The sequence below is a fragment of the Nocardia sp. NPDC051030 genome (genome assembly GCF_040683015.1).
In the GTDB taxonomy this organism is placed as follows: domain Bacteria; phylum Actinomycetota; class Actinomycetes; order Mycobacteriales; family Mycobacteriaceae; genus Nocardia.
This window is the reverse complement of the sequence record NZ_JBFBCD010000010.1, coordinates 220,714-238,744: the sequence shown is the minus strand read 5'-3', so window position 1 is coordinate 238,744 and position 18,031 is coordinate 220,714. Positions and strand designations below refer to the sequence as shown.

The following is an 18,031-nucleotide window of genomic DNA, read 5'->3' as shown; positions in this document are numbered from 1 at the left end:
GAGAAGGCCTGCAACCTCTGGAATCAGGTTGTTCACACTGCGGTCGGTTGTCCACAGATCGGGGGTGGGGGGTTTTGGGGGGAGGGGGTGGGGGCGAGCATCGTGGGATGGTGACTCCTCGGGCGGTTTCTCGGCGTGATGCGTTGGCGGGTGGGCTTTCGGATCGGGAACTCATGCATAGTCCGGCCTTTCGGCGGGTGCGGCGTGGGCATTATCTGCGTACCGAGGTGGAGTTGTCGGCGGAGGAGCAGCATGCGGTGCTGGTGCGGGCGGTGGTAGAGGCCGCCAGCCCGGAGTCGGTCGTCAGTCACTCCTCTGCGGCCGTGCTCCATGGGCTTCCGGTGCTGCGGCACCTGTTGGAGCGAGTGCATCTCACGCGAAATCGTCAGGGCGGTGGGCGAACCAGTCGGCAGTTGCTGCTGCACGGGATATCGATCACCGATGATGAGATCGTCCTGCTCGAGGGCATGCGTGTGACCTCGGTTGCGCGAACCGTCATAGATCTGGCCCGATCACTGCCCTTCGAGTGGGCGGTCATGGTGGGCGATGCAGCCCTGCACGCGGACCTCGTCGACAGTGCGGCGCTGTCCGAGCAGCTTCTCCGCGCCGGGCGAAGAACCGGTGTCCAGCGAGCCCGGGCGGTTCTGCCCTTCCTCGATGGCCGCAGCGAAAGTCCCGGCGAATCCTGGACCCGCGTGCTCCTGCACCAATTGGGCTTGCCGTCCCCGCATCCGCAGGCCGAGCTGTGGACCGACACAGGTAACTGGATTGCCCGAGTGGACCTTCTCCTTCCCGAGCTCGGCATCGTCATCGAATTCGACGGCGCCATCAAATACCAGTCCGATCTTCGCAATGGCCGTCCCCTCGAACAAGTGATCCTCGACGAGAAAAAGCGCGAGGACCGCATCCGAGCCCTCGGCTGGCTGGTAGTCCGCATCACCTGGAGCGACCTCCATTCCCCCGACCGCCTCCGCACCCGCCTCGCCTCCGCCGCCACCACCGCCGCCCGTTCCCACCGCACCGGTCGCTGGACCCCCACCCCGCCCACACGATGACGCTGCAGGCCTTCTCGACAGCTGCAGGCCTTACAGCCCCTGCAGCTGTCGAGAAGGCCTGCGGTTCGGTCGGGGTGGATTCGGCACCAATGCTATTGGTAGGCAATTGATTTGGTGGACCTGAGGCGGGGGGCGACTGCAGGGTGGTTATGGCTTGCGGTGGGGTCGGTTTGGGGCTGAGGCGTAAAGTCGCGGGCGGTACGTATCACCGTTTTGCCGGAATGAATACGCAGGGGGATCGTTATGAGCGTCCAGACCGCTCCGCCTACAGTGCCCGGATATGTGAACTGGTTCGTCAAGAAGGTGTTGCGGTCGCCGTTGCATCGGGTGATGAGCGGGAACACGATGATGATGACTGTCACCGGTCGTAAGAGCGGGACGAAATATGTTGTCGTGGTTCGGTATGTGCGGGATGGGGATGCCGTCACCTGCTATACGGACAGCAAGTGGTGGATCAATTTGCGGGGCGGGGCTCCCGTCGACATGTTGATTGCGGGGGAGACGCAGCGGGGGATTGCCACGCCCATTACGGATGTCGCGGTGGTGGCGGAGAATCTGTCGAAGTTCTTGCACGCCATGCCGAGTGATTCGAAGTACTACGGGGTCGGCCGCAATGCGGATGGGACGCCGAATGCGGAGGAGATCCGCAAGGCGGCCGCGATCACGACCATGGTGAGGATCGTTCCCGCGACTTGAGCTAGACGCGGTCCGCCCAGGCTGCGGGTAGGACGTCGGCGGAGACCTCGGCGATTTCCTGGAGCCGCTCGGCGGGAATTCCCAAGCGGCTCAACTGGATCAGGCCTTGGGAGGCCATCACTATGTTGGCGCTGAGGGTGGCGAGTGCTGCCTCGTCGAGTCCCCCGGCGGCGGTGCGGAGGCGGTCGGCGACGCTCAGTTCCATGGCGGTGGTGGTGCGCGCGCCGAGGGTGACGACTTCGGGGATGTGCCCGGCCAGTTGGGCAATGCTGTTGAGCATCAGGCAGCCGCGGCGGCCGGGTTGGGCGGCGCAGTCTTCGATCACGGCGCGGAAGAGGGCGTGCACGGCGGAGCGGGCCGAGCCGGGGGCGGCGGTGATCGTCTCGCGGACGAAGCGCGCGCGACGATCGCAGTAGCGTTCGAAGGCGGCGAGGAAGAGTCCGCGCTTATTACCGTAGGCGGAGTAGACGCTGCCATTGCCGACGCCGGTCGCGCGGGAGACGTCCTCGACCGAGGTGTTGTCGAAGCCCTTCGACCAGAACAGTTCCGTCGCGGCGTCGAGCAGGCTCGATTCGTCGAACTGTCGTGGCCGTCCCATGGGGCTCACCGTACCAATTGTCCGGTTGAGACGTTCATCGCCTTGTTTTGGAGGCACGCCTCCATAATACTGGTTGACATGTCCCCAAAGATCTCTGATATGCCTCGCCGCCGAGTGGGCATTCTGGTGTTCGACGGCGTGAAGATGCTCGACTTCGTCGGACCCGCCGAGGTTTTCGTGGAGGCGAATCAGGCGGTGGCGGGCTACGAAGTGGTCCTGATCTCCGCCGACGGCCGGGACGTGCAGACCTCCATCGGCGCGCGCATCGAGGTGAGCTGCGCCGCCGTCGACGCGGGACGCTTCGACACCATCGTGATCCCGGGTAGCGAGCTGCCGCCCGCGAAATTCGTGACACCCGAGTTATTGGAGGCCGCCCGGCACCTGTCGTGGAACACGCGGCGCATCGCGTCGATCTGTGCGGGCGCGTTCGTGCTGGCGGACCTGGGACTCCTCGACGGTCGCCGCGCGACCACGCACTGGAAGTTCACCGCGGACCTCGCCCGCCGGTACCCGGCGATCTCCGTGGAACCCGATGCGATCTTCGTGCGCGACGGCAATCTGTACAGCTCGGCCGGAGTGGCCGCGGGCGTGGACCTCGCGCTGGCACTGGTCGAGGAGGACCACGGTCCCGATATCGCCCGGCGGGTGGCGCAGTTGCTGGTGGTGTACATGCAGCGTTCCGGCGGCCAATCCCAGTTTTCGGCCTCGCTCAGCGGTCCGGTCCCGCGCAGCCCGCTGGTGCGCAGCGTGGTCGATCTGATCTGCGCGGATCCCGCCTTCCCGCATACGGTTCAGAGTCTCGCGGAGCACGCCCGCGTCAGCGCTCGGCACCTGACCCGGCTGTTCCGTTCGGAACTCGAGCGCTCGCCCGTCGAGTACGTCGCGTTCATCCGATTCGGTCTGGCCCGCGACCTGCTACACGCCGGGCGGAGCGTCACCGAGGTGGCCATGACCGCGGGATATGGCAGCAGTGAGGCGCTGCGCCGCGCGTTTGTCGCGCGCCTCGGCATCTCCCCGCGCAAGTATCAGCAGCGCTTCCGCTCGACCGGTTCGATCACCGGCGCGGACTCGGAAATCCTGGAAGCCGTGTCCTGATCGGAGGGGTTTACGGCCCTCGGTGAGGGGCCGGGCGAGCGTTTCCGGATGAAAATGATTGAGGCGCAGCACCATCCGCGCGTCGATCGAGCATTGGAGAGAAACGCCATGCCCTCCGCATCAACACCCTCGAGCCCGACCATCGTGCTTGTGCACGGTGCCTTCGCCGATGCCGCCAGCTGGGCCCCGGTCACCGAACTACTGCTCGCACAGGGGTATCGGGTCGCCGTGCCGCCCGTTTTCGATCGCAGTCTGTCCGCCGATGCCGCCTACATCAGGTCGTTCGTGGAGCAGATCGACGGACCGGTCCTGCTCGCCGGGCACTCTTACGGCGGCGCGGTCATCACGGTCGCGGGCGTCGCCGACAATGTCGTCGGCCTCGTCTACGTGTCCGGATACGCCCTGGACCAGGATGAGAGCCTGGGGCAATTGCAGGGCCTGTTCCCGGATTCGGAGCTCGCGGCCAACCTGGTCTACCAGCCCTATCCGGTCGACGGCGGCGCGCCGGGCACGGATGTGTCGGTACGGGTTGACGCGTTTCCCGAGATCTTCGCCGCCGGTGTCGATCCGGCCAAGGCTCGGGTATTCGCCGTCTCGCAGCGGCCCTTGTCCGCAGTCGCATTCGGTGAGCCAGCCTCGGCGGTCGCGTGGAAGACCAAGCCGGGCTGGGGAATCGTGTCCAGCGCCGACCACACCATCAATCCCGATGTGGAGCGTTTCGGCTACAAGCGGGCGGGATTGCGTTCGGTCGTGGAGATCGACGCCCCGCATCTGGTGATGCAGACCCATCCGGCCGAGGTGGCGCGGGTCATTACCGACGCGATCGCCGAATTGGCCTGATCGAACACACTTTTCAACTCTGTCCTGGAGAAAGGCACTGTCTTGTCTGGAAATCCGCTGGGTATTTCGCTCGAACCGGCCGCGCAGGAGTTTGTCGACGCGACCTCGCAGCCGCCGTTCCTCTACCAGCTCCCGCCCGAGGAAGGCCGCAAGGCGGTTGACTCGGTGCAGGATTCGCCGATCTTCAAGCCGGAGATCGACGAGGAATGGATCACCGTCGAGGGCGGCCCGACCGGTTCGGTGCGCGCCCGCATCGTCAAGCCGCAGGGCGCCGAGGGCATCCTCCCGGTGATCATCTACACGCACGGCGCGGGCTGGGTCTTCGGCGACGCGCACACCCACGACCGCCTGGTCCGCGATCTCGCCGTCGGCGTGCATGCGGCCGTGGTCTTCCCCGAATACGATCGCTCGCCGGAGGTGCGGTACCCGGTCGCCAATGAGCAGTCCTATCGAATCGCCCAGTGGGTCACCACGAATGGCGCGGACAAGGGCCTGGACAGCTCCCGCATCGCGGTCGCGGGCGATTCGGTCGGCGGCAATATGGCGATCGCCCTGACCCTCATGGCCAAGGAGCGCGGCGATGTCTCCTTCGCGCAGCAGGTGCTGTTCTACCCGGTCACCGACGCCAACTTCGATACCGGCTCCTACCACCAGTTCGCCGAGGGCTACTTCCTGGCTCGCGAGGGCATGAAGTGGTTCTGGGATCAGTACACCACCAGCGCCGAGGACCGCGCCCAGATCACCGCGTCCCCGCTGCGCGCGACCACCGAGCAGCTGACCGGTCTGCCGCCCGCCCTGGTCATCACCGCCGAGGCCGATGTGCTGCGCGATGAGGGTGAGGCGTTCGCGGGCAAGCTGCGCGCGGCCGGTGTCCCCGTGACCCAGGTGCGCTACGGCGCCATCACCCACGACTTCGTCATGGTCAATTCGCTGCATGACACCAATGCCGCGAAAGCCGCTGTCGCACAGGCGGTCGCGACCCTGCGGTCCGCGCTGTACCCGGCCTGACATTCCCGCACCACCCACAGATTCGGAGCAGTCATGAGCAACCCCACCATCGTGCTTGTGCACGGCGCGTTCGCCGATTCGTCGAGCTGGAACGGCGTCATCGAACGCCTTCGCGCCCAGGGACATTCGGTCATCGCCGCCGCGAACCCCTTGCGCGGCCTGGACAGTGATGCCGCCTACATCGCCTCGGTGCTGGACGATGTCGCCGGTCCGGTCGTGCTGGCCGGTCACTCCTACGGCGGCAGCGTCATCACCGTCGCGGCCGCGGGCAAGTCCAATGTCACCGCGCTCGTCTACATCGCCGCGTTCATTCCCGCCGAGGGCGAGAGCGCACTCCAGCTGACCGATAAGTTCCCGGGCTCCACCTTGGGCCCGACCACGCGCCCGGCGTCCTACCCGATCCCGGGTGCGGAGGCGGGGACCGAGCTCTACATCCGCGCGGCCGAGTTCCCGCAGCAGTTCGCCGACGACGTGCCCGCCGCGACGGCCGAGCTCATGGCGGCGACGCAGCGCCCGGTGGCCGTGGCCGCTCTGTCGGAACCGGCCGCTGCCGCGGCGTGGAAGTCGGTGCCTTCCTTCAGCCTGATCACCACGGCAGATAAGAACATTCCGGTGCAGGTGCAGCGCTTCATGGCCGAGCGTGCGGGCGCGCACGTGGTCGAGATCGACGCCTCACACGCGGTGTCGGTTTCGCAGCCCGAGGCGGTCGCCGATCTGATCGGCCTGGCCGCCAAGTAGTCGCTCGCGTTCAGAGCGTGAGCACCTCCGCGCGACCGAAGGCCGATACGAGGCTTGGATCATTGAATGCCGTGATCCGTGCGATCCGAGACCCGATCAGGGTGAGGACGTGCACTCCGTAGGCCTCGTACCGCCCATCGTCCGCGCGTTTGTAGACGACGACGGCGGGCTGGCCGTTGGCGGTCGTGGGTATCTGATGCCACAGGTTTTCGCGCATGACCCGCGTGGCGAGGAAACCCATGACCGCGTCGCGGCCGGTGAACCAGGTGGGGGTCGGCGGCATTTCGAGCTCGACATCGGCGCGCAGCAGGGTCACCAGGGCGTCCGGGTCGGCCCGGGTGAACGCGTCGACGAAATCGTCCACCAGGGCGCGGCGGGCCAGCTCGGAGGGTTCGGCCAGATCGTCCTCCACCGGCCCGGCCTCGGCCAGGCGGGATCGGGCCCGCCGCAGCGCGCTGTCGACGGCCGCATTCGACATCTCGAGCATGTCGGCGACCTCGGCGGTGCGGAAGGCCAGGACATCGCGCAGGGTCAGTACCGCCCGCTGCCGGGCGGGCAGGAACTGTAGTGCGGCAATGAAAGCGAGCCGCACTCCGCTGCGGCCGGCCACGATGGCGGCGGGGTCGACCGCGCCGAAACCGAAGTCGGGGGCCGGTTGTAGCCATTCGAGGGTCGGCTCGCGCGGGGCGACTGCGATCCGATGATCATCGGAGGGTGCACCCAATCCGGAGGGAAGTGGCCGCCGGGAGCGGGTTTCCAGCGCGGTCAGGCAGGCCATGGTGGCAATCTTGTAGAGCCAGCGCCGCACCGTGGAGCGGCCCTCGAACCGATCGAATGCGCCCCACGCCCGCACATAGGTTTCCTGCACCAGGTCTTCGGCATCGTGGATCGAGCCGAGGATGCGGTAGCAGTGGGCGAGCAGTTCCGGGCGGAAAGGCTCGGTGGCGGTGGCGAATTCGGTGTTCGAGGGCATCTCGGGTCTCCGGGGGAGTTCGGTGGGGAGCTGTGGTTCGCCTAGACGGGTTGCAACCCGACGCCTTCGACCCGGTATTCCGGTGCGCTGTCCGGGTTTCCGGCGACCTCGAGGACGGACTTGGCGAGCTGTTCCGGGGTGAGGATGGGCTGGGACCGCCCGGCGACGAACGCTTCCGGTGAGACGCCCACGCGCGCCGCGTACCCGGTGACCGCGATCGTGCCGAGGTCGGTCTCTGGCGTCATATTCGGCATGAGCGCGGCGAAGCGGATATCGAGCCCGGCGCGACCCGATTCCTCCTCGGCGTACCCGCGAATGAATCGAATGGCGGCCTTGGCGCTGGCATACCCGCCGCTGAGCGGTGACCCGAACAGCGCGGCCCCGCTGGACATGGACACCACCACGCTGCCCGGTGCGAGCGGCGCCAGCAATGCGGCTCTCGTCCAGGCGAATACGTGTTTGGTATCGGTATTCCAGTTGCGGCTGAAGGTGTCCCAGGTCTGTTCCTGCACGGGCAGCATTAGCGGTGCGGCCCCGGCATTGAGGACCAGCAGGGTGGGCTGATAGTCGCGAATGACGGTGTGCGCGAGGGTTTCCTCGGTGGCATCGGCGGCGAGCGGAATGAATCGCTCGCCGAGTTCCTCGCGTACGGCACGCAGCTGCTGTTCATCGCGGGCGATGCCGATGACGGTGCTGCCCGAGGCGACGAGCGCGGCGGCGATCGCGCGCCCGAAGCCGCGGCTGGCACCGGTGACGACGGCGGTCTGGAATGGAGCGGACATCGGATACTCCGGAGGTAGTCGGATTCGGTCCACATCTAGACCAGCCGCCGGGGCGGAATCCGTCGCCGCGATCGAAAACTATCGAGTGATGTGGGTCACATGACGGTGGGTCGGAGCTGCGCGACGGCCCGCACATCGCCCTCGACCGCGAACCACAGGCTCAGCGAGTCCGGACGCCGTTCGGCATGAATATCGAGCTGTTCGCCGTATCGAATCGGCTTGTTGTATTCGAGCACGAACCGATGTGGCTCCCGCGTGATGTCCGCCGAGTCTGCGGTGAACTCGTGCACCGCATGCCAGTACGCCGTATTGGTGACATGCCCGAAGTGGTCGACATCGGTGCGCCGCAAGGGAAATCGCGTGCCCGCCACACCATCCAGGGGCGCGTCCAGCCACTGCCGCCAGCGCAGCCGCTGCTCATCGGTGGTGGTGCACATGAGCTCGAAGAACTTGTCCTCCACCCGCGAGGGGCTCATCGTCTCCTTGTTCATATGAATCCAGAACCCCTCGGTCTCGATGAGCCCGCCATTGTCCGAATCGATCCGGACCCGCATGGTGCACCAGCGCGGGGAGATCCCCGAGCACCAGCGCCGCAGCCGCAGCTGTGCGGGCCACGTGATCGGCCGGATCACATCGATCACCGTCCGCCGCACGATCCAGTGCGGATGCGATTCCAGCGCCCCGCAATGCACCAGATGATCGACCCCGGCGTCCTGAATCTGCCGCGCGATCCCATCGATCCGCAGACCCTGGTTCTCGTCCATGTCCACGGTGCCCAATCGCCGCGTGACGTCGAAGATATGCCCGCTCGACGGCACCGGGGCCAGCGGCCGCAGTAGCGGTTCGCGGTCCGAAGCGGCCACGCGGGGCGGGGTGGCGACCTGATTCGACATCGGCAAACCTCCGGAAATTCCATCCGTTTACGGGGGAGCGGGGATGCACTGAACGACCGTGGCGGCAACGCTGCGCCGGAGTCACCCGAAGCGTAATGCAAGAACCGTGCCGACCCCGGGCAGCGCCCACCGGCGTGCTCGAACCCCCTCACCATGGCCGTACGCGAGCGAGCCGGGCCGCGTTCACCACCGTGTGGAATCCGTACGTATTTCGCGGTCCCGGCCGGGCGACGCCGGGAGCGTCGTAGGTTCGTGAGAGATTGGATGGCGAGCTCATCGAATGGAAGAGGGTCGGGACGCCGATGGAATTGACTGCGGAGCAGATCGATCGGGCCGAGGGCGTGCTGCTGGGGACGGCGGCCGGGGATGCGCTCGGTGCCGGATACGAGTTCACGCACCCGGGTCCGGATGTGGCGATCCATATGAAGGGCGGCGGTGCGTTCAACTGGGCTCCGGGGGAATGGACCGACGACACCTCCATGGCGGTCGCGGTGGCGATCGGCGCGGCCGAGGCCGGGACGCTGCATGACGAGGCCGGGCTGGACGCCGTGGCCGCCGGGTTCATCACCTGGTGGGATTCCAAACCCGCCGATGTCGGCTTCCAGACCAGCCAGGTCTTGCAGTGGCGCAGCCCGACCGGGCGCGAGATGCAGATCCACGCGCACGATCTGGGCGGGCTGAAGGCGGGCAATGGGTCGCTCATGCGCACCGCGCCGGTCGCCCTCGCCTACCTCGACGATGAAGCGCATCTGGCGAAGGCGGCGGCCCTGGTCAGCTCCCTCACCCACTACGACCCGCAGGCCATGCAGGCATGCAAGATCTGGTCGATGGCCATCCGGCACGCGATCCTTCACGGCACCTATGACGGTCTGCGCGAAGCACTTTCACACGTCGACGCCGGATTCTGGGGTCCGCTGCTGGACACCGCCGAACACGGCGAACCCACGGACTTCCCGAAAAACGGCTGGGTCGTGCACGCCCTCCAAACGGCCTGGTGGGCCATCACCCACGCCGACTCCCTCCCCGCCGCACTGGAACTCGCGGTCCGCGCGGGCGGCGACACCGACACCACCGCAGCCATCGCGGGCGGCCTACTCGGCGCGAAGTGGGGCGCATCGGCAATCCCCGCAGACTGGCGAGCCCTCCTCCACGGCTACCCCGGCTACCGCGCCGACGACCTGGTGGCTCTGACACACCGAATCATCACGCGCTGAACGGGGTTTCGCGTGCGGCCGTGGCGGGCGCAGCCACTGGCCACCAGGCAGCCGTGGCAGTGCCCACCGGGTGGCGCGGACTTCGTGGTCGCTTACCGCGCCTGTCTCCCAAGATCAGGGAGCACTGGTGGCGGGAATCGGCATCATTTTCCGCCATGAGAGCTCCTTGATCTTGGAGCGACTCGGGTGCGCGCGAATTGTTCAGTCCGGGAGGCGGACTACGCCGTCGAGGTAGCGGCGGCAGCGGCCGGAGAGACGGACTCGTTCGCCGCTGAGGGTGCAGCGCAGGAAGCCGCCGCGCTGGGAGAGTTGGCGCGCGGTGAGGGTGGTGTGGCCGAGGGTCTTCGCCCAGAGGGGGGTGAGTTGTGCGTGGGCGGAACCGGTTACGGGGTCCTCGGGGATGCCGACGCCGGGGGCGAAGACTCGGGAGACGAAGTCGGTGTTCTGGCCGGGAGCAGTGATGATGACGGCCCGATTGGTCTTGGGGAAGGCCGCGAAATTCGGGCGGGCCTCGCGCACTTCGAGTTCGGAGCCGAGGATGAGCACCACATCGGTGCCCTCATAGGCCCGCAGCGCGCGCACTCCGATGGCCTTCGCGCAGGAGCTCGGAATATCTTCCCGCACATCGACTTCCACCGAGTTCACCACCGGCAGATCCAGGATCAGTTCATCGCGATCCCGATCCACCCGCAGCCAGCCGCTGCGCGTATAGAAGTGCACGCGATCCGCGCCCGGGTGCATGTCCTCCAGAATCTGTGCGGCGCAGGCGAGCGTGGCATGCCCGCACAGATCCACCTCCACCGCCGGGGTGAACCACCGCAGATGGAAGGCGGGCGAGTTGTCCGGCGGCGCACCGGCGTCCGCCGGTAACGCCGAGGTATAAAAGGCCGTCTCCGCCAGATTGTTCTCCTCGGCGAGGTGTTGCAGCAGTTCGTCCGGTAGCCAGGACAGCAGCGGCATGACCGCCGCGGGGTTGCCTGAAAACGGTGCGTCCGCGAACGCGTCGATCTGATGCAGCAGGACCTCCATGCGGCACAAAGTACCCGCCGTTTCAATTACTGCCCAGGACAAAGCAGTTCACGGCGAGCCAAACCATGCGACCAGTTGGAACTCTCCTGGCTCTCAGGGGCTTCCGCCCCTGAAACCCCGAGGCTTCGCCGGAAAGGCTCTCGGCTTCGCCGGAAACGCTCTCGGCTTCGCCGGAAAGCTCTTGGCTTCGTCGGAAGCGCGCTCGGCTTTGGCTTCGCCGGAAAGTTCTTGGCTTCGCCGGAAAAGCTGCGGCCTCGCCGGGGAAGTCTTGCGACTTTCACCTGGCGAGGCCGCCGATTGGGGTTGGGGTCAGGGGTTTTCGCCGGGTGGGGTGGGGAGGAGGTGGGGGGTTTCGCCTTGGAGGCGGGCGCTCAGGTACCAGGCTGCCTCGACCAGGACGACGCCGATTGCGCCGCAGATGATTGCGTAGGTGGTGAGGGTGAGGTTGGAGGGGTCGAGTTTGAAGAAGTGGCGGGTGAAGGGGACTGCGAACAGGATCAGGTAGCCGGCAATGGATCCCGAGATCAGGATGAGCTTCCACCAGTTCCAGGGGCGGGCGACTATGGCCAGTACCCAGACGGCGATGATCAGGAGGGTGATCAGGGCGGTGGTGCCTGCTTGGATTTTGGAGGTCTCGCCTGCATCGGGGCCGTCGTAGGCGATCAAGTAGGAGATGAACGTCATTACGCCGATCACCACGCCGGAAGGGATCGCCAATCGCATGACGCGGCCTACGAATCCGGTGCGGGCGCGCTCGTTATTGGGTGCGAGGGAGAGGATGAATGCGGGGATGCCGATGGTGAACCAGGCGGCGATTGTCACGTGGCGGGGGAGGAACGGGTAGCCGATCGCCTTGTAGTGGAAGATCTGTGAGCCGATGCCGGCGATGCCGATCAGGAAGGCCAGCACCACCGAGTAGACGGTCTTGGTGAGGAACAGGTTGGAGACCCGCTCGATATTGCCGATCACGCGACGGCCCTCGGCCACCACGTAGGGCAGCGTCGCGAACTTATTGTCCAGCAGCACGATCTGCGCCACCGAGCGTGTGGCCGGGCTGCCCGAGCCCATGGCGACGCCGATATCGGCATCCTTGAGGGCGAGTACATCGTTCACGCCATCGCCGGTCATGGCGACGGTGTGCCCGCGCGATTGCAGCGCGGAAACCATGGCGCGCTTCTGATCCGGGCGCACCCGGCCGAATACGGTCTGCTCGGCCAGCACATCGGCGAGCTCGTCCTGATCGCTCGGCAGCTTGCGCGCGTCGACGGGATGCTCGCCGCCCTCGAGCCCCAGCGAGGCCGCGACCGCGCCGACCGAGACCGCATTGTCGCCGGAGATCACCTTCGTCGCCACGTGCTGGGAGGCGAAGTATTCGAGGGTTTCCTGGGCGTCGGGCCGAATCCGCTGCTCCAGCACCACCAGCGCGGCGGGCGTCACCGTACCGGGCGCGTCCGCCGCGTCCACCGGCCGGTCACTGCTCGCGAGCAGCAGCACGCGCAGCCCCTTGGCCCCGATTTCCTGTGCGGTGGCGGCGGTTTCGGAGTGTGGGTCGAGCAGCACATCGGGCGCACCGAGTAGCCAGTTGCCGTGCTCACCGTAGGAGAAGCCACTCCACTTCTTGGCCGAGGAGAACGGCGCGACCCCGGTGGTCGCCCACCCCGGAGCCTGCGGCAACGCCTCCTTGATGGCCAGCACACTGGCGTTCGGCCGCGGATCGTCGGCCGCCAGTGCGGCCAGCACCTGCCGCAATTCGCTTCCGGCACCGGCGGATTCGCCGTGCCCGTGAACCGACGCAGCGCCATTGGTGGAGGCAGTGCCGTCGGAGGAGGGGGACGCAGCGCCGTCCCCGGACACCGCGCCGTCAGGGGACACAGCGCCGTAGGGGGAGGCAGCGCCGCCGCCGGACACAGCGCCGCCAGCGGGGACGACACCGTGGGCGGCGACAATCCCGTTCGCGCCGACCGGTCGAATGTCGCTGAGCCGCATGCCGTTCTCGGTGAGCGTGCCGGTCTTGTCCGCGCACACCACATCCACCCGCGCCAGCCCCTCGATGGCGGGCAGTTCCTGCACCAGGCACTGCCGCCGCCCGAGCCGTACCACGCCGACCGCGAACGCGATGGAGGTCATCAGCACCAGGCCCTCGGGCACCATCGGCACCAGTGCCGCGACCATGCCGTTCACGGCGGGCCGCCACGATTCCTTACTGGACACCAGCTGGTTGTAGATGGACAGCAACCCCGCCGGGATCAGCAGATAGGTGATGACCTTCAGAATGGTGTCGATGCCATTGCGCAGTTCGGAATTCACCAGCGTGAACTTGCTGGCCTCATCGGCGAGCTTGGCGGCGTAAGCCTCCTTGCCAACCTTGGTGGCCCGATACGCGCCACTGCCGGACACCACGAAGCTGCCCGACATGATCTGTGCCCCAGTGGTTTTGTCGATCGGGTCGGCCTCACCGGTGAGCAGCGACTCGTCCACCTCGAGCAGCTCGGCCTCCAGCACTTCGCCGTCCACGACGATCTGATCGCCCGGCCCCAACTCGATGACATCGTCCCGCACGATCTCCTGCGGAGCGATCTCCTGCGCCACGCCCTCGCGCCGCACCATCGGCCGCGCCTGCCCCACAATGGCCAGCTCATCGAGGGTCTTCTTGGCCCGCAACTCCTGAATGATGCCGACCGCGCTGTTCGCGATGATCAGCAGCCCGAACATCCCATCGATGATCGACCCGGTGGCCAGCACCAGAATGAACAGCACCCCGAGGATCGCATTGATCCGGGTGAAAATGTTTGCCCGCACAATGTCGCGCGTGGACCGGCTGGCCCGCTGCGGCACATCATTGGTGAGCCCCTCCCGCCGCCGCTGCTCCACCTCCTCGGTGGAAAGCCCTAGCGCGGCCGGACTGGGCGGACTCGATTCCTTGGCGGTGATCGACATGTCCCACAGCCTAGAACCCCGCCCCGAAATTGCAGGTAACCGCGTTGCTGGGTGGTGTCTCGGCCGATCGCGAACCCGTGCTGGCGCAGTGTCATGCCAGTCCGGGATTACTGGACTGATCGGGCGTTTGCCCATTATCGCCAGATAGTTGCGCGGGCTAACGTAGTTGGGTGAGCGATAGGCAGCCGGTATCAGGGGAGGTCTCGGGGGAGAGCGCGGTGGCCGTGCGGGATGCGCGGGGCGCGGCTGGGGCCGGGCGGGATCTGGGGATTACGTTCGGGGTCGGGGCGTACTTCATTTGGGGGTTGTTCCCGGCGTTCTTCGGGTTGCTGAGCTTCGCGAGCCCGGTGGAGGTGGTGGCGGAGCGGATTCTGTGGACGCTCGTCGTCGGGTTGATCGTGCTGCTGGTGGCCGGGCGGATCCGGGAATTGCGGCGGATCGACGCGCGGACCTGGCGGCTGGCGGCGGTCGCTTCGCTGGCGTTGTCCCTGAACTGGGGCACCTATGTGTACGGGGTGATGAACGAGCAGGTGGTGGAGTGTGCGCTCGGGTACTTCATCAATCCGCTGGTGACGGTGGGGTTCGGGGTGCTGATCTTCCGGGAGCGACTGCGGAAGATGCAGTGGGCCGCATTGGGTTTGGGTGCGGCCGCGGTGGTGGTACTGACCGTGGATTATGGGCGGCCGCCGTGGATCGCGCTCATCCTGGCTTGTTCGTTCGCCACGTATGGGCTGGTGAAGAAGGTGATTCGGCTGGACGCGCTGCCGGGTCTGGCCGCCGAGGGCATTGCGGCCGCGCCGTTCGCGGTGATCGTGGTGGTCGTGCTGGCGGTGACGGGGAATGCGACATTCGGTTCCAGCGCCGGACATTCGGCGCTGCTCATGATCACCGGGCCCGTCACCCTGGTGCCCTTGCTGCTGTTTGCGCTGGCGGCTCCGCGAGTGCCCTTGTCCACCATGGGGATTCTGCAATATCTCACGCCCGCATTGCAGATGGCGTGGGGCGTGGCGGTCGGGCATGAGCCCATGCCCGCATCGCGGTGGGCCGGGTTCGCCTTGATCTGGCTGGCGCTGGCCATCTTTACGGGCGATGCGTTGCGGCGGTCCCGGCGAACCCCGGTATCGGTCGCCAAAAAGGTCTGAACAGACGAAGCCGCACATCCCGGTCCATCCACACCCCCCTCATTGGGAGTGGAGTCGCGACACGGGATGTGCGGCTTCGATTTCAGCGGTTACTGCGGTTGTGGCGCCTGAGCCTTCTGGGCGAACTCATTGGTGTACGTCGCGTCCAGATCGATGCGGTCGCGCACCGGCTTCACATTGCGCGAGTACTGGCCGAGGATGCGCAGCACGTTCTCCGCGCCTTCGCGTTTCATGAGCCCGTCGCCATTGAACATGACGATCGAGTCACGCACCGACTTGACGTACAGCTCCGGATTGCCGCCCGCGTACTGTGAGGGCATCTTGGCGGCGATCTCCTCCGGAGTGTGCGACTTGATCCACTGGAGCGTCTGCACGAACGATGTGGCCAGCTTCTGCACGATGTCCGGATGCGATTCGACTGTCTCGCAGCGCATGTAGAGCGAGGCGGCCGGGTAGAGCCCGCCCAGCGCGGCCCGGGTGCCCGCCTCATTGCGCATATCGATGAGGATTTCCGCCTCACCAGAGGAGACCATCTTGGCCACGGTCGGGTCGGTGGTCATGCCCGCGTCGATGCCATTGTGGTTCATGCCCGCGATGAAGGTCTGTCCCGCACCGACTTTCACCCGTGTGTAGTCGGAGGTGTCCAGTCCGGCCTGCCCGGCGAGCCCCTGGGTGAGGAAGTCGGTGGACGAACCCAGCGATGTCACACCGAGATTGCGGCCCTTGAAGTCCTTGGGGGAGCGGATGTCTCCCGCGTCGGCCTTGGATACCAGCTCCACTTCGCCCGGCACATCGGCGAATTGCACGACCGTCTTCAGGCACTGCTCCTTGGCCTGCAGGTCGATGGTGTGGTCGTAGAACCCGACCACGCCCTGCACATCGCCGGTGAGCAGCGCGGTTTCGGCATTAGCGCCGGACTGCTCGCCGAGCAGCTGCACATCGATATCGTTCTTCTCGAAGAAGCCCAGCTGCTGAGTCAGCATGGCGGGCAGGTAGATCACCTTCTCCAGCCCGCCGACCATAATGGTGATCTTGGGCCGCCCGTTCTCGAACGGAATGGTGCGCGAGTCGCGACAGCCGGTCACCAGCAGCAGCGAACTGATCGCCAGCAGAATGACGGCGAGATGCTTGCGGTACTTCATTTCAGATCGCACCGTATCTCAGATCCCACCGTGGCCCGCGGAGGCCTGCGAGGGACGCCACTTCAGCAGGCGATTCTCGGCAATGCCGATCAACCACTCCGCGACCAGCGCGACCACGGTGATGATGATCATGCCCGCGTAAATGCCCGCCGCGTCGAAGGTGCCCTGCGAATTGCTGATCAGCAGCCCCAAACCCTTGCTGGCACCGGCGTATTCACCGACCACCGCACCGATCAGCGCGAAGCCGAACGCGGTGTGCAGGCTGGACAGAATCCAGGTGGTGGCGCTGGGCAGCACGATGGCGGTCAGCACCTGGCGGCGGCTCGCGCCCAGAATGCGGGCATTGTTGATGACATTGCCGTCGACTTCCCGCGCGCCGGTGAAGGCATTGAAGAACACCGCGAAGAAGACCAGCACCACCACGGTGGCGACCTTGGACTGCAGGCCCAGGCCGAACCAGATGATGAACAGCGAGGCCAGCACGATACGCGGAACCGCGTTGAGCGCCTTGATGAATGGCGCGAGCACATCCGCCCAGTAGCGGCTGCGGCCGAGCAGCACACCCAGCACCACACCGGCAACGGTGCCGATCACGAAGCCGAGCACGGCCTCCTGCACGGTGGTGTACAGCTGGAGCCAGATGGAGCCGAACTGTGTTCCCTCGGTGAACCATTCGACCAGGCGGTCCCAGATCAGGGAGGGCTTGGAGTAGAAGAACGGGTCGATCCACAGCGAGGCCGTGAGCTCCCACGAGCCCAGCCACAATGCCACCAGCAGGGCGCGCAGACCCCAGGTGCGGGCCTTGTTCTTACGGGCCTGCGTGCGAACCCGGTTGAGGATCTGCTCCTCGGTCTCCACCTCGCGGTATTCGTCTTCTTGGCCAGGTGCGGTGGACGCGGTTGCCGACATCTGATCAAGCGACACGGGAGGCACCCTTCTTCCGGGCTGCCTCGACCTGATCGCGCAGTGTTTCCCAGATTTCCTTGTAGAGATCGCGGAACTCCTCGGTGAGCCGGACCTCCTCGACATTGCGCGGGCGTTCCAGGGTGACCCGGAAATCGCCGCAGACGGTGGCGGGGCTGGCGGTCATGACGACCACCCGATCGGCAAGCGCGATGGCCTCTTCCAGATCGTGCGTCACGAAGATGACCGCGGCATTGGTGCCCGACCACACGCGCAGCAGCTCGTCCTGCATGAGCTGGCGGGTCTGCACGTCGAGCGCGCTGAACGGCTCGTCCATGAGAATGATCTCGGGCTCATTGACCAGGGTCTGCGCCAGCGACACCCGCTTGCGCATACCGCCGGAGAGCTGATGCGGGTAGTAGTCCTCGAACCCGGCCAGGCCGACCGTGCGCACCCACTGCCCGGCCCGGTCGCGGGCCTCCTTCTTGGAGACGCCCCGGAAGGTCGGGCCCTGCGCCACATTGTCGAGCACGGTCTTCCACGGCAGCACGGCGTCCTGCTGGAACATGTAGCCGACGCCGTCCGGAATGCCGCGCACATCCTTGCCGCGCACCAGGGTGCGCCCGGCGGACGCGGGCTCCAGGCCGGAGACGAGGGACAGGGTGGTGGATTTTCCGCATCCGGTCGGGCCGACCACGGCGACGAATTCGCCGGGCGCGACGGTGAAGTTCAGATCGCGCACCGCGGTGTGGATACCGCCGTCGGTGCCGGGGAAACGCTTGGTGGCGCCGCGCAATTCGATCAATGCGCCACTGCTCTCGGGGAGCGGGTTCTTCATCAGGTACTCCTGTTTTCCTGCCGCGTCGCTGCGGCGTTGGACAGAAGTTACGTGTCCCGGGTCACATTGGGTGGGGTTGTGTGCGCTAGTCGCGCAAACGGCAATTCGGACGTTTTGCGCGTTGTGCTCAGCGGTTTGCGGGGGGTTA

At 66.4% G+C, this 18,031-nt stretch carries 17 protein-coding genes; 8 read left to right on the top strand and 9 right to left on the bottom strand.

Features of this window, described 5'->3' with window-relative positions; genetic code table 11:
- The first annotated feature begins 107 nt into the window (after positions 1–107).
- Together AB0N05_RS31445 and AB0N05_RS31440 are read left to right on the top strand one after the other, a co-directional pair.
- Positions 108–1,055 carry a hypothetical protein gene (locus tag AB0N05_RS31445; protein ID WP_364700570.1) on the top strand — a complete coding sequence of 316 codons (948 nt, stop codon included), beginning with the start codon at positions 108–110 and terminating at the stop codon, positions 1,053–1,055.
- 243 nt (positions 1,056–1,298) lie between these two features.
- On the top strand, positions 1,299–1,751 hold the full coding sequence (locus AB0N05_RS31440; RefSeq protein ID WP_364700567.1) for a nitroreductase/quinone reductase family protein: 453 nt from the start codon (positions 1,299–1,301) through the stop codon (positions 1,749–1,751).
- A gap of 1 nt (position 1,752) precedes the next feature.
- On the opposite strand, the gene AB0N05_RS31435 is transcribed toward AB0N05_RS31440, so the two are convergent.
- Positions 1,753–2,349, bottom strand: a complete 597-nt coding sequence (locus AB0N05_RS31435; protein ID WP_364700565.1) for a TetR/AcrR family transcriptional regulator — start codon at positions 2,347–2,349, stop codon at positions 1,753–1,755.
- Between the two features lie 78 nt (positions 2,350–2,427).
- Between AB0N05_RS31435 and AB0N05_RS31430 the strand changes: the two genes are divergently transcribed.
- The 4 genes from AB0N05_RS31430 (at position 2,428) to AB0N05_RS31415 (ending at position 6,030) form a co-directional block, all read left to right on the top strand.
- The gene (locus AB0N05_RS31430; protein WP_364700563.1) at positions 2,428–3,444 is read left to right on the top strand and encodes a GlxA family transcriptional regulator; all 1,017 of its coding nucleotides are present in this window, start codon (positions 2,428–2,430) and stop codon (positions 3,442–3,444) included.
- 108 nt (positions 3,445–3,552) lie between these two features.
- Entirely contained in the window at positions 3,553–4,284 is a 732-nt protein-coding gene (locus tag AB0N05_RS31425; RefSeq protein ID WP_364700560.1) for an alpha/beta hydrolase, read from the top strand.
- 42 nt (positions 4,285–4,326) lie between these two features.
- Positions 4,327–5,292, top strand: a complete 966-nt coding sequence (locus AB0N05_RS31420) for an alpha/beta hydrolase (protein WP_364700558.1) — start codon at positions 4,327–4,329, stop codon at positions 5,290–5,292.
- 33 nt (positions 5,293–5,325) lie between these two features.
- On the top strand, positions 5,326–6,030 hold the full coding sequence (locus tag AB0N05_RS31415; RefSeq protein WP_364700556.1) for an alpha/beta hydrolase: 705 nt from the start codon (positions 5,326–5,328) through the stop codon (positions 6,028–6,030).
- 10 nt (positions 6,031–6,040) lie between these two features.
- Here AB0N05_RS31415 and AB0N05_RS31410 read toward each other — a convergent pair whose 3' ends face one another.
- The 3 genes from AB0N05_RS31410 to AB0N05_RS31400 all read right to left on the bottom strand — a co-directional run bounded on the left by AB0N05_RS31410 (position 6,041) and on the right by AB0N05_RS31400 (position 8,678).
- Positions 6,041–7,003, bottom strand: a complete 963-nt coding sequence (locus AB0N05_RS31410; RefSeq protein WP_364700554.1) for an RNA polymerase subunit sigma-70 — start codon at positions 7,001–7,003, stop codon at positions 6,041–6,043.
- A 41-nt stretch (positions 7,004–7,044) separates the two neighbouring features.
- The gene (locus tag AB0N05_RS31405) at positions 7,045–7,785 is read right to left on the bottom strand and encodes an SDR family oxidoreductase (protein ID WP_364700552.1); all 741 of its coding nucleotides are present in this window, start codon (positions 7,783–7,785) and stop codon (positions 7,045–7,047) included.
- Between the two features lie 95 nt (positions 7,786–7,880).
- Positions 7,881–8,678: an acyl-ACP thioesterase domain-containing protein gene (locus AB0N05_RS31400; RefSeq protein WP_364700550.1), complete on the bottom strand. Its 798-nt coding sequence runs from the start codon at positions 8,676–8,678 to the stop codon at positions 7,881–7,883.
- Positions 8,679–8,980: 302 nt separating this feature from the next.
- Between AB0N05_RS31400 and AB0N05_RS31395 the strand changes: the two genes are divergently transcribed.
- Positions 8,981–9,892, top strand: coding sequence for an ADP-ribosylglycohydrolase family protein (locus AB0N05_RS31395; protein ID WP_364700548.1), 912 nt, complete (start codon positions 8,981–8,983; stop codon positions 9,890–9,892).
- 201 nt (positions 9,893–10,093) lie between these two features.
- On the opposite strand, the gene AB0N05_RS31390 is transcribed toward AB0N05_RS31395, so the two are convergent.
- Positions 10,094–10,921, bottom strand: a complete 828-nt coding sequence (locus AB0N05_RS31390) for a PhzF family phenazine biosynthesis protein (protein WP_364700546.1) — start codon at positions 10,919–10,921, stop codon at positions 10,094–10,096.
- 309 nt (positions 10,922–11,230) lie between these two features.
- A complete protein-coding gene (locus AB0N05_RS31385; RefSeq protein ID WP_364700544.1) occupies positions 11,231–13,858 on the bottom strand; it encodes a cation-translocating P-type ATPase in 2,628 nt (875 codons plus the stop codon).
- A 263-nt stretch (positions 13,859–14,121) separates the two neighbouring features.
- Here AB0N05_RS31385 and rarD point away from each other — a divergent pair, with 263 nt between their 5' ends.
- The gene (gene rarD / locus AB0N05_RS31380) at positions 14,122–15,000 is read left to right on the top strand and encodes an EamA family transporter RarD (protein ID WP_364700896.1); all 879 of its coding nucleotides are present in this window, start codon (positions 14,122–14,124) and stop codon (positions 14,998–15,000) included.
- A gap of 89 nt (positions 15,001–15,089) precedes the next feature.
- Here rarD and AB0N05_RS31375 read toward each other — a convergent pair whose 3' ends face one another.
- From AB0N05_RS31375 to AB0N05_RS31365, 3 genes are read right to left on the bottom strand one after another with little or no spacing between them, the layout of a single operon-like run.
- Positions 15,090–16,142, bottom strand: coding sequence for an ABC transporter substrate-binding protein (locus AB0N05_RS31375; protein ID WP_364700542.1), 1,053 nt, complete (start codon positions 16,140–16,142; stop codon positions 15,090–15,092).
- 18 nt (positions 16,143–16,160) lie between these two features.
- Complete coding sequence (locus tag AB0N05_RS31370) at positions 16,161–17,066, bottom strand: ABC transporter permease (protein WP_364700540.1); 906 nt, start codon at positions 17,064–17,066, stop codon at positions 16,161–16,163.
- Positions 17,056–17,883, bottom strand: a complete 828-nt coding sequence (locus AB0N05_RS31365; protein ID WP_364700538.1) for an ABC transporter ATP-binding protein — start codon at positions 17,881–17,883, stop codon at positions 17,056–17,058. Before AB0N05_RS31365 ends, AB0N05_RS31370 begins: the two co-directional genes overlap by 11 nt.
- Positions 17,884–18,031 lie beyond the last annotated feature (148 nt).